The following is a 26185-nucleotide window of genomic DNA, read 5'->3' as shown; positions in this document are numbered from 1 at the left end:
GCTACCGTACACTGTATTGGTGGATACACCGTACGGTAGTGAGCCGCTGCCCGTTTGGGAGCGGCCCGAACCTCAGCCGCGAGCGGTGCCGGTGCCGTTGAGCCGCGAGAAGATCGCCGCTACGGCGATCCGGCTTGCCGACGCGCACGGCCTCGACGGGCTGTCACTGCGCAAGATCGCCAAAGAGCTCGGTGTCGGTCCGATGCGGCTCTACGACTACGTGATCAACAAGTCGGAGCTCCTCGATCTCATGGTCGACGTCGTCTACGCCCGGATCGCCGAGGTGGGCCAGCGCTCCGGGTGGCGCGACACGGTGCTGGCCGTCGCCCACGCGACCCGCGCTGCCGCCCTCGACCACGAATGGTTCTCCGACGTGCTCGGCGGACGGCCGCACCTGGGGCCACACGCGCTCGCCGTGGGCGAAGCGACCGCCGCGGCGCTCAGCGCGGCCCCCGGCGTGCGTGACATCGACGATCTCCAGCGAGCGGTGGGCGCCCTCAACGCCTTCATCATCGGATCGGTCCGCAGAGAGGTCACCGAACGACGCACCGCACGGTCCACCGGCACCGACGAAGCCGCCTTCCAGGCCAGCCTCGGCCCCTACCTCACGCGCATGTTGAAAACCGGCAGGTATCCCACGGTGGCCCGGCTCGTCATCGACGGCGCCCACCTCAACGCCGAGGAGACCTTCAACCACAACCTGACCACCATTCTGGACGGCATCACGCGCCGACGCCCAACGTGACCTCTGAGATGTAACCGCCTCCACCAACCTGACCCGCTCGACTGGCCGTACCCACACGGCGGCGACGCGAGCCCAGACAGGAGCCCACGAGTGGACGTCAGCCTGGCGACGAGCGCCGGCAGGGCCGATCGGCCGAACGAGGACTTCGTCGGTGCGGTTCCCGGCGCTGTCGTCCTGCTCGACGGCGCCGGCATTCCGGGAGCTGAATCGCTCTGCTCCCACGGCGTCGCCTGGTACACGCACCGCCTCGGCGGCGCGCTGCTCGGCCACCTGTCGCGCGGCGACGGGCGAGAACTCGCTGCGATCCTCGCCACCGCGATCGACGAGATCGCCGCCGAGCACGGCGACACCTGCGACATCGCGGACCCCAGCAGCCCGCAGGCCACCGTCGCGATGGTCCGCGCCCACCACTGCCGCTTGGACTGGCTCCTGCTCGCGGACTCGTTCCTCGTCATCGACCAGGTAGACGCCGGCCCGCTGGTGATCACCGATGAGCGCGAGATGACCACCCGGCGGGAATGCTCGGCGCCGCTGGCCGGCGTTGCCCGGGAAACGCCGGAGTACGACAGGGTGCGGGCCTCCTGCGTCACCGCGCTGCGTGCCCGCCGGAACCAGCCGGGCGGCTACTGGCTCGCCAAGGATGACCCGCGCGCGGCGTGGGAGGCGGTGAACGGCAGCCGGTCCCTCGCCGACCTCAACGGTGTCGCGTTGCTCAGCAACGGTGCCAGCCGCATCGTCAGCCCGTACGGTCTGACCGACTGGCCGGGCGTGGTGGACCTGCTTCGGGCCGGCGGGCCGGCCGGCGTCATCGCCCGCGTCCGGCAGGCCGAGGCGCAGACCACCGGTGGCGCGGATGCGCGCAGCCCGGACGACGCCACAGTGGCCCACTGCACGCACCTGCCGCGGTGAGCACCCGCTCGTGCCGCGAGAGCGTGCTCGGCTTCAGGCGGGAGTTGGGGGAGCTGCGACAGGGGCTCGGTCGTCCGACCCCTCCGGCAGGGTGATCGGCGCCGCGATGATCCGGCTGGGCACCACCGGCGCGTCCCGGCCGGTGCCGCGCCGGTTGTCGCCGCCGGAGGATTCCTCGTGGTAGTCCTGCTCCACGTTGACCGACCAGACGTCGTGCGTACTCCCGGTTGCGATGTTCTCGGCGGTGAGCATCGCGGTCAGCATCGAGTGGTCCTGGTTGTTGTAGCGGTGCATGCCGTTGCGGCCCACCGGGTGCACGTTCGGCACCGCCTCGGTCAGCCAGGCGCGGATCACGCCCACGTTGTGCTGGTAGCGCTCGTCGTACACCGGGTAGGCCTTGGGCATGCGCACGACGTAGCCGGCCTCCACCACGCCCTGTCGAACCAACCCCAACCGCTCCAGCTCCGCGGTGGCGAGGGCCACCAGGTCGGCATCCGGCGTACGCCACATCTCGTCGTCCTCGAACACGAAGTACTCCAGGCCCAGGCAGGTGCGGCCGTCCTTGACGAGGTACGGCGACCAGGAGCCGAAGTTCTGGATTCGGCCCACCCGCACTCCCGGGTCGTGCACGTAGATCCAGTTGTCCGGGAACGAGAACTCCGCCGGCACGACCAGGGCGACAGTCAGGAAGTCGCGGTAGCGCAGGTCGGCCGCGCAGGCCAGCACCTCCGGCGGCGCCGGCGGGTGGAGCGCTGTCACCAGCTCCGAGATCGGCATGGACGAGATCACGTGGTCGGCAGCTTCGGTACGCTGCCCGCCCGCGCCGTTGACAGTCACGCTGATCGCCCGCCGGCGGGCCGGGTCGCGGTGCACGGCGGTGACCCAACTGCCTGTGGACACGTGCCCGCCTCGCTCGCGTACCTGCTCGGCGCAGCGCTCCCACATCATCCCGGGCCCGTACTTCGGGTACTGGAACTCCTCGATCAGGCTGGTCACGTCGGTGCGCCGACGCCGGGGCAGCAGCGCGTTGCGGATCGCCGTGGCCAGCGACAGGTTCTTGATCCGCTGCGCGGCCCAGTCGGCCTGCAGCCGGTCCGCCGGCATACCCCAGACCTTCTCGGTGTACGTCTTGAAGAAGATCGAGTACAGCCGCCAGCCGAACCGGGCCGACACCCAGCCCTCGAAGTGCGACTGGTCCCGTGGCGGCCGTAGCCGGGCGCGAGCGTACGAGCCGAGGCAGCGGACCGCCTCCGGCAGACCCAGGTTGCGCAGCGCGTTCACAGCGCTGAGCGGGTAGTTGAACAGGGCGCCCCGGTAGAAGATGCGACTCATTCGGGGCCTGGTCAGGAAGTCCTCGTCCGGCAGGATCTCGTGCCAGAACGCCTCCACCCGGGGCACCTTGGTGAAGAACCGGTGCCCGCCGATGTCGAACCGCCACCCGTCGCGCTCCACGGTTCGACTGATCCCGCCGACCACCTCGTCGGCCTCGAACACCTGCACCGACCGGCCGTGCCGGAGCAGCTCGTACGCCGCGGTGAGCCCGGCCGGCCCCGCACCGATGACCACAGTGCCGTTCTGCTCGCTCATGCTGACGCGCTCCCTGCTCACCGCCATGGTTGAGGCGCGGCGTCCACCCGCTCTGCGCAGAATGTCACACTTAGTGCTAGTTGGTTCCTACTTCGGTAGGGCGCGCTGCGGCGTACCACGAGAAGAGCGACTCCTCCCGCGCGGCCGGCGGACCGGGGGAGCGGGGAAGCGGGTCGGATGGACCGGTGGCGCAGCGGCGCGGCGACGCTGGCCGGGCGGGCGGTCGTGGCCGGCCGCGGCGCAGCGCGCCTGGCTCGCCGGGTGCCGGCGCCCTGGGCGTACGTCATCGGCCTGTTTCTCGGCACGAAGCTGCTGCTCACAGTGCTCGGGCTGCTGGTCCTGCACGCCTGGGACGGCGTCCCCGGGGCACCGCCGCCGGATGAGGCGTTGATGTGGGCGCAGCAGCGGCAGATCTCCGGGCACCGGTGGATCTCCTTCTGGTTCGCCTGGGACTCGCTGCTCTACCTGCGGCTGAGCACCCTGCCCCTGACCGGGCAGTGGGTGGACTTCGGCTTTCCCCTGCTGTACCCGTTCCTGGCCCGGCCGGTCGGCGTGCTGCTCGGCGGCGACACCGCACTGGCCCTGTTGCTGATCAGCAACGTCGCGTTCCTGCTGGCGCTCTGGTACGGCTACCGGCTGGCGGAGCTGCTGCTCGGCGACGCGTACGCGGCCCGCCGTTTCACCCGGTACCTGGTGCTGCTGCCGACCGCGTTCCTGTTCCAGGCCGCGCTGACCGAGTCGCTCTTCGTCTGCCTCGCGTTGGCCACCTTCTACTACGCCGAGCGACGCCGGTGGCTGCTGGTCGGCGTGGTCGGCTATTTCCTGGCGATGAGCCGGTCCGTCGGCCTGCTCGTGGCGCTGCCGCTGGCCCTGGTGCTGCTCCGGCAGCACGACCGGCGGCTCGGGCCGCGCGCACTGCTCGGCTATCTTCGGCTCGGCTGGCCGTTGCTGCTGCTCCCCGCTGGGTGGTTCACCTTCATGGCGTACTGCCGGTGGCGGGGTGGAGACTGGTTCGCCTACCAGCACGCCCAGCAGACCGGTTGGGGCATCGAGGTACAGAACCCCGTTCCGGTGCTGCTCGACGGGCTGACCGGGGAGCCGCGCGACGCCGCTCGGGCGTGGTTCGCCGTGGCCGTCCTCGCCGTGCTGGTCGCCGGGTTCCGCCGCCGGGAGCTGGCCTACCTGGTGTACGGCGTTCTCATGATGCTGGTGCCGCTGTCGATGGGCCCACCGGTGTACAAGAGCCTGCTGCGTTACCTGCTCGCCGCCTTCCCGGTGGCGCTGGTGCTGGCCCGCTGGGCCCGCCACGCCACCGTCGACGTGTGGCTCACCGCGGCGCTCGCAGTAATGCAGGGCGTGCTGTTCGTGCTCTGGCTCAGCTACTGGACCCACATGATCATCTGATTGACGCTGCTGTCGGCCGGGCAAGAGGTACGCGATGACCGAGCCACGGGTACGCCTCGACGACCTGGGCGCCTGGCTGATCAAGGGCAACGCGGACCTGGTCGACCTCGCCGCCCGGTTCGCCAGTGAGCCACTGGTGACGAGTTGGTGTGTACGTCCCGGCTACCGGGCGCGGTTGATGTGCGCCGGGCAGCCGGTGGTCTTCTGGGCCAGCGGCAGCCGGGGCCACCTGCCGTACGGGGTGTGGGGCGTCGGGCGGGTCACCGGGGCCGCCGAGCCAGGCGCACCGGGGCAACAGTGGTCGGTGCCGCTGGATCTGCCCATCCTCGCCGAACGGGACCGGGTGTCCCGGCGGCTGCTGCGCGCCGATGACCGGCTCGCCGCGCTGGAGGTGTTCCGTCAGCCGCAGGCCGGCAACCCCTCCTACCTGACAGTGGCCCAGTTCGCCGCGCTGCGGACCCACCTGCCGGAGTGAGCGCGGAGGGCGGCCGTGCCTTGCCCGAGGTGCCTGTGCGAGCCTCCTACGAACGTGAGAAGCGCATTGAGTGGAGGCCCGGTGTTCGCCCTGCCGCTGACCGAGGACGTCGAGCTGCGCCCGCTGGACCCGTGGCGGGCCGAGGAGTTCCTCGCCCACCTCGACCGGGCCCGTGAACACATCCAGCCCTGGGTGTCACAGTCCTTCGTCGCCGCTGACCTGCCGTCGGCCCGCGCGATGTTGCAGCGGTACGCCGACCTCTGGGCCAGTGACAGCGGTGGCATCTGGGGGCTGTGGTGGCGGGGCGCCCTCGTCGGTGGGGTCATGTTCGTGTCGTTCGACGTGACCCGGGGCGTCTGCGAGGTCGGTTGCTGGGTGGAACCGGCGGCGCAGGGCAGGGGCCTGGTCGCCCCGGCGGTGCGCCGCATCGTCGACTGGGCGGTGCGCGAGCGCGGCATCCAGCGGGTGGAGTGGCGGACCAACGCCGACAACATCCGCAGCAAAGCCCTCGCCGACCGGCTCGGCCTGCGCCTCGACGGCACGCTGCGCCAGGTCAGCCCGGGTCCGCACGGTCGGATCGACATTGAGATCTGGTCGGTGCTGGCCAACGAGTGGGCCGCCCGCCACGCACCGTCCACTGACGACAGCGAATAGTTGTCATACCCGCGCGGCACCATGCATCCATGGCCGTCCCCGCGCTCACCCCTCATTCCGACCCGCCGCGTTCCGTGCCGCTGCGTGAGGCGCGCACCCGGTTCAGCCAGCTCGTCGCGCTGGCCGAGCTGACCGACGCGGTCACCGTCGTCACCCGCGACGGCGATCCCCGCCCGGTCGCCGCGATCGTCCCCGCCGCAGCCGCCCGCAGCGGCGCCCAGGCCCGCGCCGACGCCGACCGGCTCGCGACGGTCACCGCCGGCTGGGCCCGCCGCCTCGAGGAGCAGCACCGACGCAGCACACAGCGGCACGCCGCCGAGCTGGGCGCGGTCCGTGCGGCGCTGGCCGAGGCGTGGGCCGAGCTGGACAGCCGGGTCGTCCCGGGCAGCGACCCGACGCTGGCCCGGCTGCGCGCCGCACACGCCGACCTGCTCGCCGGCTGACTCGCGACCGCGTCCGCGTGGCGTTGGCTGCACCAGCTGAGGCGGGTGCCGCGCCGGGTGTGCGGCCGTGTCGTGCCGGCTGACCGGTCCGCGCTGGCGGGCAAGCCGGTCGACGTCCGCGCGGGCCTGCGCTCCGCTGCGGTCGGCGTGCGCGCGGGTCGGCGTGTGCGGGCCGGCGTGCGCGCGGGCCGCCGGTCGTCTGGTCAGCCGGTGGCCGGGTACGCGTGGGTCTCGGTCGCCTTGACCGCCACCCAGACCTGCTGGCCGGGGATCAGCCGCAACTGGGCGGCGGCGGCCGGCGTGACGTCGGCGGCCACCCCGATCGGCCCGTCCAGTTGCACCCGCACGTTGTCACCATGACGCTGGACGCCGGCCACGGTGCCAGCCCAGGTGTTCCGTGGGCTGCCCTCCGGCCGGGCCGGGTGCAGAGCCACCGCGGCCGGGCGGAACGCCACGAACGCTTCGCCGTCCAACCGGTCGGCGACCGTGAGAGTCAGCTCCGGCGACACCCGCACCCCGTGCCCGTCGGCGCGACCCCGGTACAGGTTCAGCCCGACCAGCCGGGCGACGTAGTCGGTGCGCGGGCGGGCGGTGACGCTCGGCCCGTCGCCCTCCTGTACCACCCGGCCATCCTCGACGATGACCAGTCGGTCGGCCAACGCCAGCGCGTCCAGCGGGTCGTGGGTGACCAGCACCGTCGCGCCCGCGTGCGCGGACAGGTGCCGGTGCAGCTCCGCGCGGGTGTCCAGCCGGGTGCGGGCGTCCAGCGCGGCGAGCGGCTCGTCCAACAGCAGCAGCGACGGTGCCACGGCGAGCGCGCGGGCCAGCGCCACCCGTTGCGCCTGACCGCCGGAGAGCTGCCGCGGCTTGCGCTGCGCCTGCGCGTCAAGCCCCACCCGGCCCAGCCACTCCTGAGCCGTGGCGCGGGCGGCCCGGCGCTGGACGCCGTGCCGCCGAGGCCCGAAGGCTACGTTGTCCAATGCGCTGAGGTGCGGGAAGAGCAGGTAGTCCTGGAAGACCACGCCGACCGACCGGCGTTCGGTGGGTACCCAGCCACCGGTCGCCGGGCGGTCCAGGTCGACGCTGTCGAGAGTGACGTGCCCGTCGGTGAGGGGATGCAGCCCGGCCAGCGCCCGTAGCGCGGTGGTCTTGCCGGCGCCGTTCGGGCCGAGTAGCGCCACCACCTCGCCCGGCGCGACCCGCAGCGGCACGTCGAGCCGGAAGACGCCCCGGTCGACGACGAGCCGCGCGTCGAGAAGTCGGTCGCTCATGCGGTGGTCATCCAGCGGTCCCGCAGCGCCACCAGGATGCCCACCGACACGACGAGCAGCACCAGGCTGAGCACGATCGCGGACTCCAGGTCCGTCTCCAACGCCAGGTAGACGGCGAGCGGCATGGTCTGCGTCCGACCGGGGTAGTTGCCGGCGAAGGTGATGGTGGCGCCGAACTCGCCGAGCGCCCGCGCCCAGCAGAGCACCGCCCCGGCGGCCAGACCGGGCGCCACCAGCGGCAGCGTGACATGGGTGAAGGTGGTCCACCGGCTGGCGCCCAACGTCGCCGCAGCCTCCTCGAAGCGGTGGTCGGCGGCGCGGAGCGCACCCTCCACGGCGATCACCAGGAACGGCATGGCGACGAACGCCTCGGCCAGCACGACACCAGTGGTGGTGAAGGGCAGGGTGACGCCGAACGTGCTGTCGAGCCAGCCGCCGAGCAGGCCACGGCGGCCGAAGACCAGCAACAGCGCCACCCCACCGACCACCGGCGGCAGCACCAGCGGCACGGTGACCAGCGCGCGTACCAGCCGACGGCCGGGGAACTCGACCCGGGCCAGCACCCAGGCGAGCGGCACGCCGAGCAGCAGACAGAGCGCGGTGGCCAAGGTGGCGGTCTGCACCGACAGCCGCAGGGCGGTCAACGCGCCCGGCTCGGTGAGCCGCTCCGGCAGGGTCGTCCACGGCGCCCGGATCAGCAGCCCCGCCAACGGCAGGACGAGGAACAGCAACCCCAGCCCGGCGGGGATCAGCAGCGCCGCCGGCACGCGACCCCGCCGTCGAGGCGTGGCCGGGCGACCGCGGGGTGCGTTGTGGTCGGAGACCTGCCTCACGGGGCCTGGAACCCCGCCTCGGCGAGGACCGCCTGCGCCGGCGCCGAGCGGACGTACGCGACGAATGCCCGTGCGCCGTTGGGATTCGGCGCGTCCTTCAACGCGACGATCGGATAGTCGTTGACCGCCCGCGCCGACTCGGGAAACTCCACGCCGGTCACGTCGGCGCTCGCCGCCCGCGTGTCAGTGCGGTAGACCAGTGCCGCGTCGACCTCGCCGAGCTTCACCTTGGCGAGCGCACCCTTGACGTCGCGCTCCAGGGTGACCGGCGTCAGCGCGACGCCTGCCGCGTCCAGGGCGGTGCGGGCCGCCGCGCCGCAGGGCACCTGACTGGCGCAGAGCGCCACCTTCACACCCGGGCTGGTCAGATCGGCCAGGCCGGCCACTGCCTTCGGGTTACCCCGGGGCACCGCGATCACCAGCTGGTTGCGGGCGAAGACAGACGGCGTGCCGTCGGCGTCGCCGGCCTCGACGACAGTGGTCATGTTCGCCGGGGCGGCCGAGGCGAACACGTCTGCCGGCGCGCCCTGGGTGATCTGGTTGGCCAGGGCGGAACTGCCGGCGACGTTGAGGGTCACGCGGCTGCCCGGGTTGGCGGCCTCGAAGTCCTTCCCGATGCGGGTGAACGACTCGGTCAGCGAGGCGGCCGCGAACACGGTCACCGGGCCGGTCACCCTCCCGTCCCCACCGCTGCCGGTTGCCCGGCCGTCGCCCGCGCCGCAGCCGGTCACCGCCAGGCCGGTCGCCACCAGGACGGCCACCGCCTTACGCCTGCTCCGCGCGTTCGTCCGCCCGACTGTCCCCGCGTTCATCTGGCCGACCGTCCGCGCGCCGGGGTGGGTGTGGCCCGCTCCACCACGACGGTGGTCGACTTGATCACCGCAACGGCCACCGACCCGACCCGAAGGTCGAGTTCGTCGACGGCCTCCCGGCTCATCAGTGACACGACCCGGAACGGGCCCGCCTGGATGTCCACCTGGGCCATCACCGTGTCCTTACGGACGTCGACGACGATGCCGCGCAACCGGTTGCGGGCCGAGGAGAACTCGGCGCCCGCGTCCGGGTCGGTTGCTTGAGCGCGAGCGAACGCCGCCAGGTCGACGCCGTCGACAACTCGATGGCCGTGATCGTCGCGCCCGGCCGTCAGGCGCCCGGTGTCCACCCAGCGGCGAATGGTGTCGGCGCTGACGCCGAGGAGGTCGGCGGCCTCCCCGATCCGGTACGTCATCACCCGCTCACCCTAGTGCCCGCATCTGCGAGGGCGGAAGCCAGGAATGGGCAGCAACCGCGTGGATCGGCAGGTGCCCAGCCCTGCAGTTGCGTTTGCCTGCGCTGTCTCAGGACGCCGACGGCTGCCTCGGGCGAGGACGCAAGATAACGCTCGAACCACGAAGTAGTGGTGTCGACGATCGATGAGGCCACTACATCCAGGTTCGAGCACGATCTTGGCGCGGGCACCCCTACCCCCGCTCCCGGACGCTCGGGCACGGTGTCCGTCGTCAAGATCCGTGCAACTTCCCGGATGTTGCTGCCTCTCCCGCGTCGAAGGCAGCAACATCCGGGAAGTTGCTCAGATCATGGGGTGTGCGGCGGGCGGGCTCGCGTGAGCCCGCCCGCCGCTACGGTCAGCAGTTGCGGAGTTCGGGGGACTGGTTGAGCAGTTGGCCACGGGTCGACACGAAGCGGCGGTAGCGCTCGCTGTCGACGGCCGACGGGCGGAACGCGGCGACGCGGTGGCAGTTCTGGAAGGCCAGGCGTACGCCGAAGTGTCGTTCCAGGCCGGCGCGGATCGCGTCGCTCGCCAGCGCGCGGAGCAGTTGACCCCGGTCGGCGTCGGTGGGCGGCGGGACGATGTTGTCGGCCAGGTCGGCGTCGCCGGCTTCCAGTTCGGCGACCACTCGGCTGACGGTGGCCCAGGCGAACGGCAGCGAGTCACGGACGCAGGCGATGAACGCCTCGTCGTCGATGGGGCCGCGTTCGGCGGCGTCGAGCAGGGCAGGCGAGACAGTGAGCGACATGGTTCTCCTCCGCTTCAGCTAATGATTACCGTTTTCAACAACGGCGTCGACTGAGCAGACCACGTCTCTCGGGCGACGTCAACGATGTCCCGGCGCGCCACGCCGGGACCCACACGCAAAGCACATGCGAACGCGCCCGCGAACCACAGGCGCGGAGACACCCCGCCAAGAGCTTGTGCGGACGAACAGCGTCCTGGGACGACCCGTTGCGGCGTCAGGGTCGGCGGGGGTGGCCCTTGAGGTGCCGGCCCAGCTCGCGGGCGATCTCCCGGTTGGCGTCGCGCTCGGCCAGTGTCTGCCGCTTGTCGTAGGAGCGCTTGCCCTTGGCGAGGGCCAATTCGACCTTGGCGTAGCCGTTCTCGAAGTACATCGACAGAGGAACGAGGGTCACCCCGCCCTCGCGGACCTTGTCCAGGATCCGGTCGATCTCGGCGCGGTGCAGCAGCAGCTTGCGGTTGCGGCGCGGGGCGTGGTTGGTCCACGTGCCGTAGGTGTACTCGGCGATGTGCAGGCCGTACAACACGATCTCGCCGTCGCGCTCGTGCGCGAACGCGTCGACCAGCGAGGCCCGCCCCTCGCGCAGCGACTTCACCTCGGTGCCGACCAGCACGATGCCCGCCTCGTACGTGCGCAGCACTGTGTACTCGTGCCGGGCCTTCTTGTTCGAGGCGATCAACCGGCGGGCGGGTGGCGTGGACGGGGTCACCAGGCGACGATATCCGGCCGCCGGAGCAGTCGTGCCGGCCGGCTCAGTCGCGTGCCGGGCGGGCGGGGAGCAGTCGTGCGCTGAGGTCGCGTACCGCCTCCCCGAACGCATCCTGCGACTCGCACGGCCAGTGCCCGAGGATCGGTGGTGGAACGCTGTCGCTGGGCGCCGGCACCACGTCCTGCGGGTCGGTCAACCTCCGGTCCACGGTCGCCGGCGGACCGGTCAGCGTCTCGGCCTCCCCTGGGCGGTGGGACGCGAAGATCCAGCCGCCGATCGGGTCGGTGTCGCGCCACAGGTTGATCCAGCGCCAGCCGATCCGTTCGCCGATCTCCCGCAGCGCCGGCTCGTCGGCGTAGGCGGGGAACAGCCGGGAGTACAGCCGGCCCAGCGGTGACCCATACGTCAGCAGGGCCACCCGCTCGGTGATCCGGGTGGGCAGTTGCAGGACCGTGGCGGCGAGCAGCACCGAGCCGTGGCTGTGCCCGGCCAGCAGCACACCCTGCCCCTGTTCCACCAGGTAGGTGATCCGCTTGGCCAGCTCCGGCACGGCCCGCTCGGCGTAGCAGGGCGGCGCGAACGGGTGCGCCGCCCGGGGCCAGAAGGTGCCCAGATCCCAGAGCACACCCACGTACCGGCGGAACTGCGCCGTCCGGTACGCGAAGATGCCGCCCACCACCAGGCCGAGCAGGATCGCGGCGATCACGTAGCTACCCGAACCGATCAGGAAGTTGACCATCCCTTCCGGCACGCCGATGTAGCGCTGCGCCACGTCGCCGGGTGGGAGCTGGAGCAGGCCGAGCACGCTGGTGGCCAGGCCGAGCGCCGCCAGGCCGGCGTACACCACGGAGAGCGGTTCCAACCGTTCGGTGAAGCGGGCCCGGGCCACGGCCTGCTCGACCCGCCGCAGCCGGGCCGCCGCGCGTGGCGGCGCCTCCGGGAAGTCGGCGGCCACGATCGCCCGCGCGGCCCGTCGCCGCCCGCGCCGGGTCAGCCTGGTGACCAGGCCGGCCACCAGCAGTGCGGTCACCACGGCCAGGAAAAACCCGAAGATCGCCCATTTGTACGCCAGGGGAGGGCTCGTCTCCAGGCCGTCCGCTGTCGTCCCCTTGCGATCGAGCAGGTCCGCCACCCGGTAGACCAGCTCGGCCGAGAACGCCACCGCGAGCCCGGCCGAGATCGTCATGAAGACCGGTGCTCCCAAGGCGCGGATGGGTGACCGGCTCTGCCCGCCGCCCCGCCGCCAGATCACCAGCGCGGCGAGCGCGACCACCAGCACGGTCTGGCTGACGAACAGCCAGGCCACTATCGCGCCGTAACCGGGTAGCGCACCACCTTGTGGCCAGGGTGCCGGGCTGATGACGACGTGCACGATCACCAGCATCGTCAGGCCGCAGGCGATGGTGCGTAGCCCGCGGAAGGCCCCGTCCACCCGGGGCGACGGGTCGGTGCGGTCGATGCTCGGCACCACGCTGACCAGGACCAGGCAGGCCAGCAGGACCGCCCCGGTGGCCGTCAGGAGGATCACCATCACCCACGAGCGGTGCTGGCTGGCACGGGCGGCCAGCAGGCTGCCGCTCAGCGTGGCGAACGCCGCCGCGACGTGGACCGAGCGCAGTCGACCCACCAGCGGCTCGCCGTCCCACTGTCCGACGGCGCTCAACCGGTGTTTCGACGTCGGTGTCGACGGCGTCCGGAACGCGTCGAACGAATGGCCAGGGCGAGCGCCCAGCCACCAGACGAGCCCGATGGCGGCGACCGGTACGAGCGCGAGCACACCCAGGCGCAGCCCGGCCGGGCGTCCGCCGAGCCAGGACAGCCAGTTCCGGCCGGCCAGGCACGACGGGGTGTCCATGCAGCGCCAGGCGATCAGGTCCAGCGCCACCCCGACGATGGAGAGCACGTAGAGCATGGTGAGGGTGAGGGCGAGCACCCGGCACAGCGCCATGAAGCCGCGCTTCGAGACGGTGTTCGCCGGGCGCATCCAGAGCGCCACGTTGCAGAGCATGAACGGCAGCAGGAAGACCAGCGACAGCGTCCGCACGGCCGTGCCGGACGGCAGGTCACTCCATCGGTACGCCTCCAGCGTCACCCCGTCCGTCCCGGTGGAGTCCGGATAGCCGGGGCGCGGTCGGTAGAAACCTCCGCTGCGGTCCCCGGCGACCTGATGCACGAACGGCCGGTCCAACACCTGGTCCGCGCCCGCGCCGGAGACACCGTGCACCCGCAGCTCCACGATCCCGCCCGACGTCGTCGGTCCGGTCGGTGTCGCGTCCGCCATGGGCCCCCCGAGGTGTGCGCGGCAACCGGGCGGGTCGTCGATGTCCGGCCACCCGCGCGGCTCCCCGGCTTACCCGTCTGCGGGGCGGTCAACCGTGAGCCGGGCCTCGGCGATGGTGCGGTCGACCCTCGACAGGTGATTTCATGGCGCCATGGCGAACCCGGTGATCCTGACCGTCGACGACGACCCCGTGGTGTCCCGGGCGGTGGCCCGGGACATCCGGCGTCGCTACGGCGACCGCTACCGGGTGTTGCGGGCGTCCTCCGGGCCGGAGGCGCTGGACGCGCTGCGCGAGGTCAAACTGCGCGGCGAGCAGGTGGCGCTGCTGCTTGCCGACCACCGGATGCCGGAGATGACCGGCGTCGAGTTCCTGGAAGCGGCAATGGACATCTTCCCGGCGGCCCGCCGGGTGCTGCTCACCGCGTACGCGGACACCGACGCCGCGATCGAGGCCATCAACGTGGTCGACCTGGACCACTACCTGCTCAAGCCCTGGCACCCGCCGGAGGAGAAGCTGTACCCGGTGGTCGACGGGCTGCTGGAGGCGTGGGCGGTCACCCCGGACGCGGCCAGCGCGGAGATCCGGGTCGTCGGGCACCGCTGGTCGGCGCCGTCGTTCAAGGTCCGCGACTTCCTGGCCCGCAACCTGGTGCCGTACCGGTGGCTGTTGTCCGACGATCCGGAGGGCGTCCGGTTGCTCGACGCGGCCGGGGCCACCGAGGCGGACGTGCCGCTGGTGGTGACGGCGGAGGGCAAGGCACTGGTCGCCCCGAGCGAGGCCGAGTTGGCCGCGCTGGCCGGGTTGACTGTGGTGCCGGCGTGTGACTTCTACGACCTGGTGGTGATCGGCGGCGGCCCCGCCGGTCTCGGTTCGGCGGTGTACGGCGCGTCGGAGGGGCTGCGCACGGTGCTCGTGGAGCGACGGGCGACCGGCGGTCAGGCCGGGCAGAGCAGCCGCATCGAGAACTACCTGGGCTTCCCGGACGGTGTCTCCGGCGCGCAGTTGACCGATCGGGCCCGGCGGCAGGCGGTCAAGTTCGGCGCCGAGCTGCTTAGTGCCCGGGAGGTGGTCGGTCTCAGCGAGGCCGGCGGTGCCCGACTGCTTCGCTTCGGCGACGGCACGGAGATCGCCGCGCACACAGTGGTGCTGGCCACCGGCGTGTCGTACCGGGTGCTCGACGCCCCGGGGCTGGCCGACTTCACCGGCCGGGGGGTGTTCTACGGCGCCGCCGCCACCGAGGCGCCGAGCTGCGTCGAGCAGGACGTCTACATCGTTGGTGGGGCCAACTCCGCCGGCCAGGCGGCGGTCCACTTCTCCCGGTACGCGTCGAGGGTGCACCTGCTCATCCGTGGTGCGGACCTGACCGCCTCGATGTCGCGTTACCTGATCGACCAGCTGGAACGGATCGACCAGATCACAGTGCACCCGCACACCGCTGTGGTCGGCGGTGCGGGGGAGGACCACCTGGAACGGCTCACCCTGTGCGACACCCGCACCGGGGAGGCCCGCTCGGTCGACGCCTCCTGGCTGTTCATCTTCATCGGCGCGGAGCCCCGCACCGACTGGCTGGACGGGGTGTTGGTCCGCGACGACCGTGGTTTCATCGTGACCGGTCCGGATCTGCTCGCCGGGGGACGGCGGCCGGCCGGCTGGTCGCTGTCGCGCGACCCGTACCACCTGGAGACCAGCGTGCCGGGCGTGTTCGCCGCCGGCGACGTGCGGGCCGAGTCGGTCAAGCGGGTCGCCTCGGCCGTCGGCGAGGGTGCGATGGCGGTGTCGCTGGTGCACCGCTACCTGGAGGCCCAATGAGCCGGTTCTGCGAGCGAAGGAGTCCCTGTGAGCGCGAGGAGTGAGCCGGGTTTGCGAGCCCCGCAGTCGCGAGCGAAGGAGTCCCAGTGGCCACCGAGTCTGACCGGCTGACACCGGCGCGGTTGCGCACTCTGTTCCTGTTCGAGGCGCTCGACGACGGGCAGCTCGACTGGCTGGCCGAGCACGGCCGGGTCGAGCAGCGCGCCGGCGGCACCCTCGTGTACGGCGAGGGTGAGCCCGCGACCTGCTTCTTCGTGCTGGTGCGTGGGGAGGTGGCGCTGAGTCGCCTGGTGCGCGGCGACGACGTCGAGGTCAGCCGGACCGACCAGCGTGGGGTGTACGGCGGGGCCACTCAGGCGTACCTGGGTGACCAGGTCGAGCAGATCTACCGCAACAGCCTGCGGGCGGTGACCGACGCGGAGTTCTTCGTGCTGCCGGCGGAGGACTTCGCGTACGCCCTGCGGTCCTGGTTCCCGATGCCCATGCACCTGTTGGAGGGGCTGTTCTTCGGAATGCGGGACAGTCAGGCAATCGTCGGTGAGCGGGAGCGGTTGCTGGCCCTCGGTTCGCTCTCGGCGGGGTTGACCCACGAGCTGAACAATCCGGCCGCGGCGGCGGTGCGGGCCACGTCGGTTCTGCGGGACCGGGTCGCCGGGATGCGGCACAAGCTCGCCATGATCGCCGACGGGCGGCTCGACGGGAGCGCCCTGCACGGCCTGGTCGCGTTGCAGGAGGAGGCGGTGGCACGGGTGGCCACCGCGCCGAAGTTGACACCGATGGCCACCGCCGACGCCGAGGACACCCTCACCGACTGGCTGGAGGACCATGGCGTCGGTGGGGCCTGGGACCTGGCCCCGATCCTGGTCGGCGGTGGGCTCGACGCGGCCTGGCTGGCGCAGGTCAAGGCCGCGGTCGGCGCAGCGGACCTGGAGGCGGCGGTGCGCTGGCTCACCTACACCGTCGACACCGAGCTGCTGATGCGCGAGATCGGCGACGCGGTCACCCGGATCTCCGGGCTCGTGGACGCCGCCAAGCAGTACTCGCAGCTGGACCGCGCGCCGCACCGGGTGGTGGACGTGCACGACCTGCTCGACGCGACGCTGGTGATGTTCAAGGGAAAGATCCCCGCCGAGGTCAAGCTGGTCCGCGAGTACGACCGGAACCTCCCACCGGTCCCGGCGTACGCGGCCGAGCTGAACCAGGTGTGGACCAACCTGATCGACAACGCGTTGGGCGCGCTGGGGGAGAAGGGTGTGCTGACCGTCCGCACCGGACGGGTCGGCGACCAACTGACGGTGGAGATCACCGACACCGGGCCGGGCATCCCGCCGGAGGTGCGTCCGCGCATCTTCGAGCCGTTCTTCACCACCAAGCCGGTCGGTGCGGGCACCGGTCTGGGGCTGGACATCTCGTACCGGATCGTGGTGCACAAACACCACGGCGACATCCGGGTGGAGTCCGAGCCGGGCCGCACCACCTTCCGGGTCCTGCTGCCGATCACCGAAGGGCCACCGGACGGGCAACGCGACGCGCCGACTACCTAGAGACAGCGGGTGGTCGCTGGCAGTAGTCTCGGGCGGCGTTCGTGATCCCCGCCTTGAGGAGGGTCCGTGGAGTCGATGGCCCGCCAGCGCGCCGCTGCCGAGGACGACGACCAGCCGGGCGATCCGCCGGCCGCCACGATGCTGCCGGAGCTGGAGGAACGCGAGTGGCTGCATCACGCGCAGGAGTTCGCCCACACCAGCTTCTGGGCGGTGGCCCGCCGGCTGCCCCGGCTGGTCCGCGAGGCGGTCGGGCTGGCCTGGGCCACCAACCGTCGGGACACGGTCGCCTCCATCGGCCTGAACGTCGCCGCCGGGGTGATGACCACGTTCGGCCTGCTCGCCACTACCAGCGTGCTGAGCGAGCTGTTCGCCGCCGGCCCCACCCCGGACCGGGTACGCGCGGCGCTGCCGGCGCTGGTCGTGGCGGCGGCGGCGGTGTCGGCACGCGGCGGCCTGGCGATCGCGGCCGGTTGGGCACAGGCCCGACTGACCCCGCAGATCAACTATCAGGTGGAGCTGCGGCTGTTCGAGGCCACCACCGCTGTGGAGTTGGCCGCGTTCGACGACGCCGGCTTCGCCGAGGAGATGGACCGGGCCCGCGACCGCGGGATGGCGGAGGCCGCGTACATCGTCGACCACACGGTCAACCTGGTCACCGGCGTGGTCGGCATGCTCGCCACCGCCGTCGCGGTGACCGTCATCCAACCGCTGCTGCTGCCCTGCCTACTACTCGCCGCGATTCCCCAGGCGATCACCGCGGTACGGATGGCCCGCCGCGAATATCTGGCGATGCTGGCCCGGATCACCCGGCAGCGTCGGATGTGGATGCTGGCCCACCTGATGGCCAACCGGCACACCGCCGCCGAGGTGCGCGCGTACCAGATGCGCGACTTCCTGCTGACCGAGTATCGCGGCGTCATGGCCGTCGAGACCCGCGCCCAGCTGCGGCTGGTGCGGGCACAGACCGGCACACGGGTGGTCGGCGCGACGGTGGCGGGCCTGGCCACCTTCGGCGTGTACGCGGTGCTCGGCGGCCTCCTGCTGGGCGGGATGGTCGCCCTCGCCGCTGCGGCCACTGCCCTGCTCGCCCTGCAGTCCGCGCGGACCAGCCTGGGCGTGGCGGTCATCGCCACCAACTCGCTCTATGAGGACGCCCTCTACTACCAGGACTACCGGGACTTCCTGGCCCGCGCCCACGCCCGGGTGCCTGTCGGCGGCGACCGGGTGGCCGACGCGGTCCGCCTGATCGAGGCGGACGAGGTGAGCCTGAGCTACCCGGACACCGACACCCCGGCGGTGGACCGGGTCAGCCTGACCATCCGCCGAGGCGAGGTGATCGCGCTCGTCGGTGAGAACGGCTCCGGAAAGACCACCCTGGCCAAGCTGATCGCCGGGCTGTACCGGCCCACCGGTGGGGTGATCCGCTGGGACGGCGTCGACGCCGTCGAGCTGGACCCACACGCCCTGGGCAGCCAGGTGGCGGTGATGACACAGGAGTACTGGAAGTTCCCGTTCACCGCTGGTCAGAACATCCGCGTCGGACGGCATGACCGCCCGCCGGGGCGCTCCGGCCCCACCATTCAGGAGGCGGCCGGCGCGGCCGCCGCCCACGACATGATCATTGGCTTACCGCACAGCTACGACACCCTGCTCGACCGCGAGTTCAAGGACGGCCACGAATTGTCCGGCGGGCAGTGGCAGCGGTTGGTCGCCGCCCGGGGGCTCTACCGCGACGCCGCCCTGCTGATCTGTGACGAACCCTCGGCAGCCCTGGACGCCCGCGCCGAACACGCCCTGTTCCAACACCTGCGCCGCCACCCCGACCGAGCGGTCGTCCTGATCACCCATCGATTGGCCAACGTCCGGCATGCGGACCGGATCCTCGTGATGGAGCGGGGCCGCCTCGTCCAGCAGGGCAGTCACAACGAGCTGATGGCGGCCGGCGGCCTCTACCGTGAGCTGTTCGAACTCCAGGCCAGCGGCTACCTGACCGGCGCCGACGAGACCCACCCTCGATAACAGCCAACATCCCGTCCCGTTTGTCCCGCAAGATCGTGCTCGATCTTCCGCCGCTGGGTCGCCGGCGAATCGGGCGGGTGGCGGGGTCAGGCGGTGGGGCCGGGCGGGGAAGCGGGCGTGAGGAAGTCGGCGAGTACACGGGTGTGGGTGGAGAACGCCAGCTCGACCGGGTCGGTGAGCACCAGCCACTCGGTCGCCTCCTCGGTCGGCGCCGACGGTGGCAGGTCCTCGGCCGCCCGCTCGGGCAGCACTCCGAAGACCATCATCGTGCCGCCCGCCGGCGCCCCGTGCACAGCGAACAGGCGGGCGTCCTCGGCCGCCGCGATCAGGCCGGTCTCCTCCCGCAACTCCCGCACGAGTGCGTCGGACCACTCCTCGCCGTACTCGATGAAGCCGCCGGGCAGCGCGAGCAGGCCGCGGGCCGGCTCGATGTCCCGGCGGACCACCACCACTCCCAGGCCCTCGGCGGTGCGGACCGGCAGCACCGCGACCGCCACCGGCAGCGGGTTGCGCCAGACGGTCTCGCCGCAGACCGCGCAGACTCGCGGCCATCCGGCGGCCGGCGGGTAGGCGGCGCCGCAGTAGGAACAGTGCGAGTACGGCGTGCCGGTCATGCCGCAGCACGTTACTCCGACCCCCGCCCAGCCCGTCGCGCCGCCGCCCGCCCGAGCCGCCGCCGCCCGCCCGAGCCGCCGCCGCCCGCCCGGGGGCGCCGCCGCCCCGATCCCGTGCTCAGGCTGCCGGGTCGCCGGTGTAGAAGGCGGTGGTGCGTTCGGCGGCGGCCTTCGCCTCGTCGGCGTCGGTGCCGGCGGCGATGCTCGCCTCGCACCACAGCTGGCTGCTCAGCTCCATGGCCCGCCGTCCCTCGGCGGAGGCGGTCCACTCGGCGCCCTGTTCCGGGGTGATCCCGCTGCCGTCGCCGGCCAGGTGTGAGGCGAGGCCGAGAAGCCCGAGGTCCCAGCCGACACCGACCGCGCCCGGCCCGAACTGGGCCCACCGGTCCTGGTCGACGTGCGCGATGTGGTCCAGGTCGAGGCGGGCCCGCTCGTCGCCGACCGGGCTGACCCGCACCTCGATCCAGCTCACCTCGTCGCCCATTTCCCAGGTGGCGGTGAAGCGGTGCGGCGGCTCGCAGCTCTCGACGGTGCCGTGGGCGTTGCCCTCGAGCTGGTACGTGCCGCCCAGCCGCAGGTCACCGGAGATGGGCAGGAACCAGCGTGGGATGCGCTCGGCGTTGGTGCAGGCGTCCCACAGATCCTCGGCCGTCGCCTGGTAGGTCTGGCTGATCGTGGTGACCCGCGCCTCACCGGCTTCCAGGGTGCGGCTGCCGACCTTCCGCTGGACGGCGTTGATCTGCTCGGTGGCGTCGAACATCAGGTGTTCCTCTCATCGGGTGGATCGGCGGGCCCGCGCAGCCGACGCTCACGTCGGCCCCGGGCCAGCTCGGTGGCGAGTGCCGCCAGGGGCGGAGCCCAGAACCGGCGGAAGTGCTCCAGCCAGCCGTCGACCTCGCGTAGTGGGCGTGGGTCGACCGCGTAGAGCCGCCGGGTGCCCTCCGGCCGCACGGTGGCGAAACCGTTGTCGCGCAACACCTTGAGGTGCTGGGACACGGCGGGCTGGGAGATGCCGAATTCATCGCCGATGACAGCGCTGACCGCACCAGCGGTCTGCTCGCCACCGGCGAGCAGTTCCAGGATGCGGCGCCGGACCGGATCGCCCAGCACGTCGAAGGCGTGCACGACGACAGTTGTATCACTGACGGCTTATTTAAGCCAAGTCTGATACTCCGATGAGCTTGTCGAGCCGGATCGGCAGCTCCCGGATCCGTACGCCGGTCGCGTGGTGCACCGCGTTGGCGACCGCCGCCGCGGCGCCGACGATGCCGATCTCGCCGATGCCCTTCACCCCGGCCGGGTTCAGCTCGTCGTCGCGCTCGTCCAGCCAGTACGCCTCGATGGACTCCACGTCCGCGCAGCCGGTGATGTGGTAGGTGGCCAGGTCATGGTTGACCCAGTCGCCGTAGCGCTCGTCGAGCAGGCCCTCCTCGTGCAGCGCCATCGACAGCCCCATCGTCATGCCGCCGATGAGCTGACTGCGCGCCGTCGTCGGGTTCACCACCCGCCCCGCCGCGAAGACCCCGAGCATCCGATTCAGCCGTACCTCGCCGGTGTCCGCGTCGACCCGCACCTCGACGAACTGCGCCCCGTACGCGTACCGGGGCAGCGCGGGCTGCCCGCCCACCTCCTCGGTGGTGTCCGCCTCGGCGGTCACCTCGCCGGTCGGCGGCCCACCGTCGCGCAGCTTCTCGCGCAGCGCCTGCGCGGCCCGTATCACCGCCCAGCTCCAGCTCGCGGTCCCCATCGAACCGCCGGCCAGCGCCGCCGTCGGCAACTCGCTGTCCCCGATGCGGATCTCCACCCGCTCCGGCGGCACTCCGAGCGCGTCGGCGGCCACCTGCCAGATCGCCGTCCGGGCGCCGGTGCCGATGTCGGTGGCGTTGATCTGGACCAGGAAACTCCCGTCGGGCCGGGCGGTGGCCGTCGCAGTGGACGGCCGGGCCCGGGCCGGGTAACTGGAACCGGCCACCCCGGTCCCGACCAGCCAGCGGCCGTCGCGTCGGGACCGGGGCGACGGGTCACGGCCGGCCCAGCCGAACCGCTGTGCGCCCTCGCGTAGGCAGGCCACCAGGTTTCGGCTGGTGAACGGGCGCCCCTGGTCGGGGTCGACAGCGGTGTCGTTGCGGATGCGCAGCTCCACCGGGTCCATGCCGACGGCGATGGCCAGCTCGTCCACCGCCGACTCCAGGGCGTACGCGCCGGGGCACTCGCCGGGCGCGCGCATCCAGAACGGCGTGGGCACGTCGAGACGGACCAGCCGGTGCGTGGTGCGGCGGTGCGGTGCGGCGTACATGCTGCGGGTGTAGACGGCGGTCTGCTCGGCGAACTCCCTGATGGTCGAGGTCTGACTGATCGCGTCGTGGCAGATGGCGGTGAGCCGGCCGTCGGTGTCGGCGGCGAGGCGGACCCGCTGGATGGTGGGGGTGCGGTAGCCGACCGGCCCGAACAGTTGCTGGCGGGTCAGCGCCAGTTTGACCGGGCGGTCGACGTGCCGGGCGGCGAGGGCGGCCAGCACCACCGACGCCTTGGCGTACCCCTTGCTGCCGAAGCCGCCGCCGACGTGCTCGGCCACGACCCGGATCGACTCCGGTGGCAGCTCGAACAGCTCGGCGAGGGTGGCACGTACCGGTGTCGCGCCCTGGGTGGAGTCGTGCACCAGGAGCCGACCGTCGTGCCACTGCGCGGTGGTGGCGTGCGGTTCCATCGGGTTGTTGTGGTACGCCGGCGTGCGGTAGGTGACGTCCACCCGCACCGGGGCGGCCGCGTACCCGGCGTCGAAGTCACCCTCGGCGGTGTCCGTCGGGTAGCTGGGGTTGACGTGGTCCGGCTTGTACAGGCCGGGATGGTCGTCGGTGAGCACCGTGCTGTGTGGGCCGGTGTCGTAGTCGATGCGGACCAGTCGGGCGCCCTCGCGGGCCGCCTCCAGGCTGGTGGCCACCACCACGGCGACGTATTGCCCCCGGTAGTGCACATTCGGCTCCTGCAACAGCCGCAGCTCCGGCTGCGGGCCGGGCGCCATCCGGGGCGCGTTGCCGTGGTGCACCACGGCCAGCACGCCGGGCGAGGCCAACGCCTCCGTCGTGTCGATCCGGGTGATCCGGCCCCGCACCACCGCCGACGGCACCGCCCAGCCGTAGGTGACGCCGTCCACCGGGTACTCCACCGCGTACCGGGCCGTGCCGGTGACCTTCGCCGGGCCTTCGAGGCGGGGGTACGCCCGTCCGACCGCCCCGGCGCTCACGACGACGCCAGTTCGGTGAGCGCCCGCACAGTGATGGCCCGGGTCAGTGGCAGCTTGAAACCGTTGTGCCGTAAGGGGCGTGCCTCGGCCAGCTCCGCGTCGGCGGCCCGCGCCGCCAGCTCCGGGCTGAACGGACGACCGCGCAGCTCCTCCTCGGCCCGGTACGCCCGCCACGGCCGGTGCGCCACCGCCCCGTACGCCAGCCGCACGTCGCGGACCACGTCCCCGTCGAGGTCCAGCACCGCGGCCACCGAGCCGGCGGCGAACGCGAACGAGGCCCGGTCGCGCACCTTGAGGTACGTCGAGCGGCGCGCGGCCGGTAGGGGCGGCAGCCGCACGGCGGTGATCAGTGCCCCCCGGGCCATTGTGGTCTCCCGTTGCGGGTGGGTGCCGGGGGAGCGGTAGAAGCCGGCGATCGGGATGTCGCGGGGGCCGTCGGCCTCGTGCACCTCCACCACCGTGTCGAGGGCGGTCAGCGCGACGGCCAGGTCGGACGGGTGGGTGGCCACGCACTGCTCGGACCAGTCCAGGACCGCCAGGTCGCGGTTCTGGCCGTGCAGAGCGGCGCAACCGCTGCCCGGCTCTCGTTTGTTGCACGCCTTGCCGGTGTCCTGGAAGTAGAAGCAGCGGGTGCGCTGCAACAGGTTGCCACCGGTGGTGGCCATGTTGCGCAGCTGACCGGAGGCGGCGGCGAGCAGGGCGCGAGCCAGCACCGGGTAGTCGCGGCGTACCACCGGGTGGGCCGCGAGGTCGCTGTTGCGGACCGTCGCGCCGATCCGCAGCCCGCCGTCGGGCAGCTCCTCGACGGTGTCGAGCGGGAGCCGGGTCACGTCCACCAGCACGTCGGGGCGTTGCACCCCGAGCTTCATGAGATCCACCAGGTTGGTTCCGCCGCCCAGGTAGGCGGCCTGCGGTTCGGCCGCCAGCATGGCGACCGCCTCGGCCACGTCGGCGGGCCGGTGATAGCGGAACGCCTTCACGAGGACGCCGCCGTCTCGCGCACCGCCGCGACGATGTGCGGGTACGCGGCGCAGCGGCACAGGTTGCCGGCCATCCGCTCGCGGATCTCCGCGTCGGTCAGTTCGGCGGGCGTGTTCAGGTCGTCGGTGACAGCGCTGGGCCATCCCCGGGAGACCTCGTCGAGCATGCCGCGGGCCGAGCAGAGCTGCCCGGGGGTGCAGTAGCCGCACTGGAACGCGTCGTGCGCGACGAAGGCGGCCTGCAACGGGGACAGCTCGTCCGGCCCGGCCAGCCCTTCGACGGTCACCACCGACCGGCCGTCCACGGTGACCGCGAAGACCAGGCAGCTCTTCACCCGGCGGCCGTCGAGCAGCACGGTGCAGGAGCCGCACTGGCCGTGGTCGCAGCCCTTCTTCGCGCCGGTCAGGTCGAGGTGCTCGCGCAGCGCGTCGAGCAGGGTGGTGCGGTTGTCCAGAGTCACCGCACGGGACGCGCCGTTGACCTCGACCGTCACCCGGGACGAGTGGCGCTCGTCGATCGTCGTCGCGTTCTCCGGTCCGCCCTGCACCGGCCCAGACTAGCTTTGTCGGTATATCTCAGGGCGAATAACGCAAAGCCCTTCGTACGGGAGGTGACGACTGTGACCGCCGGACTGCTGCTCGCCGCCGGCGCCGGGCGGCGCTACGGCCGGCCGAAGGCGCTTGTCGAGCTGGACGGCGAGCCGCTGGTGCGGCGCGCGATACGGCTGCTCGGCGACGGCGGCTGCGCACCGGTGCACGTGGTGCTCGGCGCGGGCGTCGATGAGATGCCCGATCTGCCCGGCGCGGTGCCGGTCCGGCACGATCGCTGGTCCGACGGACTGGGCTCGTCGCTGCTGAAGGGCCTGGCCTCGCTGCCGGCCGCCGTGCCGGCCGCCGTCGTGGTCCTCGTCGACCAGCCGCTGCTCAGCCCGATCGCGGTGCGCCGGGTGCGCGCGGCGTACGCCGACGGCGCTGTCGTAGCGGTCGCCACCTACGCCGGCCGGCGCGGACACCCGATCCTGCTGACTCGACGAACCTGGCCGCTGCTGAGCGGGTACGCCGTCGGCGACCGGGGCGCTCGCGACCTGCTGCGCGACCGACCGGACCTGGTGGTCGAGGTGCCCTGTGACGACGTCGGGTCCCCGGCCGACGTGGACATCCCGGCCGACCTGCCCCGGACCTGAGCGCCGCGGAACGGCCGCCCGGGGTCGACACCCCGGGCGGCCGCTCGCACCGCCCCCGTTCAGGCCACCGGCGTCGCGGTGCCGGTGGTGCGGGCGAGCTGCTGGTGGGCGCGGATCAACTCGGCGTAGCGCAGACCGCTGGCCTTAACCGTCCGGCGCTGGGTGGCGTAGTCGACGTGCACCAGCCCGAATCGCTTGTCGTAGCCGTACGCCCACTCGAAGTTGTCAAGCAGTGACCAGACGAAGTAGCCGTCCAGGGGAACCCCTCGGGCCACCGCCGCCGCGCACGCGGCCAGGTGCTGCTCCAGGTGGTCGGTGCGTTCCTTGTCCTCCACGGTGCCGTCCGGGGTGATCTCGTCCGGCCACGCCGAGCCGCTCTCGGTGACGATGATCCGGCCCGGCCGGTACTCCTCGTGCACGTCGACGAGCAGCCGCTCCAGGCCCGCCGGGTACATCTCCCAGCCCATCGCGGTCTCCACCGAGCCGGGCACCGGCACCTGCCGGGCGTACGGGGCCGCGCCGGTCGGGTCGTCGACCACCAGCTGACGGAAGTAGTAGTTCACCCCGAGGAAGTCCGTCGGCGTGGCGATCACCGCCAGGTCGTCGCCGCGTACCGGCGGCTCGACCCCGTAGGTGGCGATCATGTCGGCCGGGTAGCCACGCCCGTGGACCGGGTCCAACCACCACCTGTTGACGTGCCCGTCCGCCCGGCGGGCCGCCGCCACGTCCTCGGGTCGGTCGGTCGCCGCCTCGATCGGGCTGAGATTGACCACCAGACCCACCGAGGCCGGCCGGGCGGCGTTGGCGCGGATCGCCTGGGTGGCCAGGCCGTGCCCGAGCAGCACGTGGTGCGAGGCGTGCACCGCCCGCGTGAGGTCCCGCTCGCCGGGGGCCATGTTGCCCTCCAGGTGCCCGATCCAGCACACGCAGAGCGGCTCGTTGACGGTGCACCAGTCGGCGACCCGGTCACCGAGGCGGGCGGCCACCACCGCCGCGTAGTCGGCGAACGCCTCGGCGGTGGCGCGCTCCGGCCAACCACCCCGGTCCTGGAGGACCTGCGGCAGATCCCAGTGGTAGAGCGTGACGAACGGTCGGATCCCGTCGGTGAGCAAGGTGTCGACGAGCCGGTCGTAGAAGTCCAGTCCGGCGGCGTTGACCCGGCCGACGCCGTCGGGCATGACCCGGGGCCAGGCCACCGAGAACCGGTACGCGTCCACGCCGAGTCGACGCGCCAGCGCCAGGTCCTCCGGCCACCGGTGGTAGTGGTCGCACGCCACCGCGCCGGTGTCGCCGTTGTCGACCTTTCCGGGGGTCGCCGAGAAGGTGTCCCAGATGGACGGCGCCCGGCCGTCGACGTCGACGGCCCCCTCGATCTGGTACGCCGCCGTGGCGACACCCCAGAGGAAGTCGGGTGGCAGCTTGGACAGGTCGGGCACGGGACGGTTCTCCTCTGGGGTTGGATGA

The 26185-nt window shown here is 72.3% G+C and carries 25 protein-coding genes; 10 read left to right on the top strand and 15 right to left on the bottom strand.

The features are described from left to right. Positions 1–85: 85 nt before the first annotated feature. Together AB0C19_RS22505 and AB0C19_RS22500 are read left to right on the top strand one after the other, a co-directional pair. On the top strand, positions 86–745 hold the full coding sequence (locus tag AB0C19_RS22505) for a TetR/AcrR family transcriptional regulator (protein ID WP_357188296.1): 660 nt from the start codon (positions 86–88) through the stop codon (positions 743–745). A gap of 90 nt (positions 746–835) precedes the next feature. Then, on the top strand, positions 836–1654 hold the full coding sequence (locus AB0C19_RS22500) for a hypothetical protein (RefSeq protein WP_357188294.1): 819 nt from the start codon (positions 836–838) through the stop codon (positions 1652–1654). Positions 1655–1687: 33 nt separating this feature from the next. Here the strand turns inward: AB0C19_RS22500 and AB0C19_RS22495 are convergent, their stop codons facing one another. Beyond that, complete coding sequence (locus AB0C19_RS22495) at positions 1688–3241, bottom strand: NAD(P)/FAD-dependent oxidoreductase (RefSeq protein WP_357188292.1); 1554 nt, start codon at positions 3239–3241, stop codon at positions 1688–1690. A 177-nt stretch (positions 3242–3418) separates the two neighbouring features. Between AB0C19_RS22495 and AB0C19_RS22490 the strand changes: the two genes are divergently transcribed. The 4 genes from AB0C19_RS22490 to AB0C19_RS22475 all read left to right on the top strand — a co-directional run bounded on the left by AB0C19_RS22490 (position 3419) and on the right by AB0C19_RS22475 (position 6217). Beyond that, the gene (locus AB0C19_RS22490) at positions 3419–4645 is read left to right on the top strand and encodes a hypothetical protein (protein ID WP_357188290.1); all 1227 of its coding nucleotides are present in this window, start codon (positions 3419–3421) and stop codon (positions 4643–4645) included. Between the two features lie 34 nt (positions 4646–4679). Beyond that, on the top strand, positions 4680–5120 hold the full coding sequence (locus AB0C19_RS22485) for a hypothetical protein (RefSeq protein ID WP_357188288.1): 441 nt from the start codon (positions 4680–4682) through the stop codon (positions 5118–5120). A gap of 81 nt (positions 5121–5201) precedes the next feature. Then, a complete protein-coding gene (locus AB0C19_RS22480) occupies positions 5202–5774 on the top strand; it encodes a GNAT family protein (RefSeq protein ID WP_357188286.1) in 573 nt (190 codons plus the stop codon). 29 nt (positions 5775–5803) lie between these two features. Next, a complete protein-coding gene (locus tag AB0C19_RS22475; RefSeq protein WP_112590058.1) occupies positions 5804–6217 on the top strand; it encodes a type II toxin-antitoxin system Phd/YefM family antitoxin in 414 nt (137 codons plus the stop codon). Between the two features lie 203 nt (positions 6218–6420). Here AB0C19_RS22475 and AB0C19_RS22470 read toward each other — a convergent pair whose 3' ends face one another. The 7 genes from AB0C19_RS22470 to AB0C19_RS22440 form a co-directional block, all read right to left on the bottom strand. After that, complete coding sequence (locus AB0C19_RS22470; RefSeq protein WP_357188283.1) at positions 6421–7488, bottom strand: ABC transporter ATP-binding protein; 1068 nt, start codon at positions 7486–7488, stop codon at positions 6421–6423. Beyond that, a complete protein-coding gene (gene modB, locus AB0C19_RS22465; protein WP_357188281.1) occupies positions 7485–8321 on the bottom strand; it encodes a molybdate ABC transporter permease subunit in 837 nt (278 codons plus the stop codon). The genes AB0C19_RS22470 and modB overlap by 4 nt, the downstream gene beginning before the upstream one ends. Further along, positions 8318–9133, bottom strand: coding sequence for a molybdate ABC transporter substrate-binding protein (gene modA / locus AB0C19_RS22460; protein WP_357188279.1), 816 nt, complete (start codon positions 9131–9133; stop codon positions 8318–8320). Before modA ends, modB begins: the two co-directional genes overlap by 4 nt. Next, entirely contained in the window at positions 9130–9552 is a 423-nt protein-coding gene (locus AB0C19_RS22455; protein WP_357188277.1) for a TOBE domain-containing protein, read from the bottom strand. The genes modA and AB0C19_RS22455 overlap by 4 nt, the downstream gene beginning before the upstream one ends. A 394-nt stretch (positions 9553–9946) precedes the next feature. After that, positions 9947–10339, bottom strand: coding sequence for an SCO5389 family protein (locus tag AB0C19_RS22450; RefSeq protein WP_357188275.1), 393 nt, complete (start codon positions 10337–10339; stop codon positions 9947–9949). A gap of 214 nt (positions 10340–10553) precedes the next feature. Beyond that, positions 10554–11045: an SsrA-binding protein SmpB gene (gene smpB / locus AB0C19_RS22445; RefSeq protein WP_238686093.1), complete on the bottom strand. Its 492-nt coding sequence runs from the start codon at positions 11043–11045 to the stop codon at positions 10554–10556. Positions 11046–11088: 43 nt separating this feature from the next. Beyond that, positions 11089–13326, bottom strand: a complete 2238-nt coding sequence (locus AB0C19_RS22440; protein WP_357188272.1) for a hypothetical protein — start codon at positions 13324–13326, stop codon at positions 11089–11091. A 151-nt stretch (positions 13327–13477) separates the two neighbouring features. Between AB0C19_RS22440 and AB0C19_RS22435 the strand changes: the two genes are divergently transcribed. The 3 genes from AB0C19_RS22435 to AB0C19_RS22425 all read left to right on the top strand — a co-directional run bounded on the left by AB0C19_RS22435 (position 13478) and on the right by AB0C19_RS22425 (position 18699). Continuing rightward, entirely contained in the window at positions 13478–15136 is a 1659-nt protein-coding gene (locus tag AB0C19_RS22435) for an FAD-dependent oxidoreductase (RefSeq protein ID WP_357188270.1), read from the top strand. An 86-nt stretch (positions 15137–15222) separates the two neighbouring features. Next, a complete protein-coding gene (locus tag AB0C19_RS22430) occupies positions 15223–16680 on the top strand; it encodes an ATP-binding protein (RefSeq protein ID WP_357188268.1) in 1458 nt (485 codons plus the stop codon). A gap of 75 nt (positions 16681–16755) precedes the next feature. Beyond that, complete coding sequence (locus AB0C19_RS22425; protein ID WP_357188313.1) at positions 16756–18699, top strand: ABC transporter ATP-binding protein; 1944 nt, start codon at positions 16756–16758, stop codon at positions 18697–18699. A gap of 86 nt (positions 18700–18785) precedes the next feature. Here AB0C19_RS22425 and AB0C19_RS22420 read toward each other — a convergent pair whose 3' ends face one another. The 6 genes from AB0C19_RS22420 to AB0C19_RS22395 form a co-directional block, all read right to left on the bottom strand. Then, on the bottom strand, positions 18786–19313 hold the full coding sequence (locus AB0C19_RS22420) for an NUDIX domain-containing protein (protein WP_357188266.1): 528 nt from the start codon (positions 19311–19313) through the stop codon (positions 18786–18788). A gap of 118 nt (positions 19314–19431) precedes the next feature. After that, complete coding sequence (locus AB0C19_RS22415) at positions 19432–20073, bottom strand: SRPBCC family protein (protein WP_357188264.1); 642 nt, start codon at positions 20071–20073, stop codon at positions 19432–19434. Then, on the bottom strand, positions 20073–20438 hold the full coding sequence (locus tag AB0C19_RS22410) for a metalloregulator ArsR/SmtB family transcription factor (protein ID WP_357188262.1): 366 nt from the start codon (positions 20436–20438) through the stop codon (positions 20073–20075). Before AB0C19_RS22410 ends, AB0C19_RS22415 begins: the two co-directional genes overlap by 1 nt. A 28-nt stretch (positions 20439–20466) precedes the next feature. Beyond that, positions 20467–22557, bottom strand: coding sequence for a xanthine dehydrogenase family protein molybdopterin-binding subunit (locus AB0C19_RS22405; protein ID WP_357188260.1), 2091 nt, complete (start codon positions 22555–22557; stop codon positions 20467–20469). After that, positions 22554–23537 carry a xanthine dehydrogenase family protein subunit M gene (locus AB0C19_RS22400; protein ID WP_357188258.1) on the bottom strand — a complete coding sequence of 328 codons (984 nt, stop codon included), beginning with the start codon at positions 23535–23537 and terminating at the stop codon, positions 22554–22556. Before AB0C19_RS22400 ends, AB0C19_RS22405 begins: the two co-directional genes overlap by 4 nt. Further along, positions 23534–24031 (bottom strand): 2Fe-2S iron-sulfur cluster-binding protein, encoded by a 498-nt coding sequence (locus AB0C19_RS22395; RefSeq protein ID WP_357188311.1) that lies wholly within the window; start codon positions 24029–24031, stop codon positions 23534–23536. The genes AB0C19_RS22400 and AB0C19_RS22395 overlap by 4 nt, the downstream gene beginning before the upstream one ends. Before the next feature lie 126 nt (positions 24032–24157). On the opposite strand from AB0C19_RS22395, the gene AB0C19_RS22390 reads away from it, so the two are divergent. Next, positions 24158–24721 carry an NTP transferase domain-containing protein gene (locus AB0C19_RS22390; protein ID WP_357188256.1) on the top strand — a complete coding sequence of 188 codons (564 nt, stop codon included), beginning with the start codon at positions 24158–24160 and terminating at the stop codon, positions 24719–24721. Between the two features lie 59 nt (positions 24722–24780). On the opposite strand, the gene AB0C19_RS22385 is transcribed toward AB0C19_RS22390, so the two are convergent. Beyond that, positions 24781–26157: a GH1 family beta-glucosidase gene (locus AB0C19_RS22385; protein ID WP_357188254.1), complete on the bottom strand. Its 1377-nt coding sequence runs from the start codon at positions 26155–26157 to the stop codon at positions 24781–24783. Between the last annotated feature and the right edge of the window lie 28 nt (positions 26158–26185).

Origin of the sequence: Micromonospora sp. NPDC048842, from assembly GCF_040649935.1 — a bacterium.
GTDB lineage: Bacteria > Actinomycetota > Actinomycetes > Mycobacteriales > Micromonosporaceae > Micromonospora > Micromonospora hortensis.
Note: the sequence above shows the minus strand (reverse complement) of the source record. Positions and strands in the feature narration are given on the sequence as shown.